This is a genomic window from Flavobacterium cauense R2A-7, assembly GCF_000498475.1.
Classification (GTDB): domain Bacteria; phylum Bacteroidota; class Bacteroidia; order Flavobacteriales; family Flavobacteriaceae; genus Flavobacterium; species Flavobacterium cauense.
This window is the reverse complement of the sequence record NZ_AVBI01000037.1, coordinates 1-1,030: the sequence shown is the minus strand read 5'-3', so window position 1 is coordinate 1,030 and position 1,030 is coordinate 1. Positions and strand designations below refer to the sequence as shown.

The window sequence follows — 1,030 nt, the reverse complement described above, 5'->3', positions numbered from 1 at the left end:
AACGTCCCGCCGGCTTTGTGGAGTTGGGGATTTTTGTTCCCAAACCATTCCATTAGGACTGAAGCCAAATGTACGAAAAGATCGTCCCATTAAACACTAAAACCCCAATTTCACAAAACCGCTGTTATAAGCCGTTTGTGTATTTGTCTATAATCACATCTTTTAATTCAAAATTATAGATTTTTACAGCATCCTTTTTTTCTAGAATGAATTCTAATTTGCTCTTTTCGTTAGGGATTTTAAGCAAATTGATCACTACTAATTTACCTCTTTTAAAATTATTGACTCCAAAAACACCGTTGTAACAATTCGAGAACTCATCTAAAACATTGATTTTTAAAATATTTTCATTTTCATCTTCGCAATAAAAGACAAACATTTTTTTATAATCAGCTTCTGGAAATGAATTTTCTTTGTAAAATACTTTTAGTGCTTTATTTATCGAATTTTGAGGTATATTATATTTTTTTTCAATTTTGTGAACCTCTGATTTATATTTAAGACTGTCAGTTGATAATTTTTTAAATTCTTCTACATTCAATAATATTGCTTTTGCCAGACTGTTTCGATTAGTTAAGATATTGGAATTAAACTTTTCTTTAGGTTTATTAATAACAACAATTGAATTATTCTGAATGGTTGGTGTGAAATATTTGAATCGTCCTTCAATCTTTGTAAATGTTTTGAACTCACTTTTTGTTGGTTCAGTCGGAATATCTAGAAGATTGTTCTGTCTAGAATAGTAATCATCAATGTACCATAAATCTGCATTATGTATGATTCCATTTTCATCGGTGCATTTTGCGTTTAGTAATTTGATTAAATTATTTGAATCTATGTTTAAGTTTTTTATATTTAAATGAAGATTATAATAGACTTCTTTAGTTTCTGTAGAGTCTTTATAAATATTCACGATTTCTACGTCAGCTTTTTGACCGAAAAGTGAGAAAGTAAAAAGGATAAAGAATATTAAAATATTTACGTTTTTCATTTATCGTTCTGTTTTTATCAAATGGCTTATAACGTCCCG

1 protein-coding gene is annotated in these 1,030 nt (G+C 28.3%); it reads right to left on the bottom strand.

What is annotated here, in order from left to right; all coding sequences use genetic code 11:
• Positions 1–124 precede the first annotated feature (124 nt).
• The gene (locus tag FCR2A7T_RS14535) at positions 125–991 is read right to left on the bottom strand and encodes a hypothetical protein (protein WP_023572062.1); all 867 of its coding nucleotides are present in this window, start codon (positions 989–991) and stop codon (positions 125–127) included.
• Positions 992–1,030 lie beyond the last annotated feature (39 nt).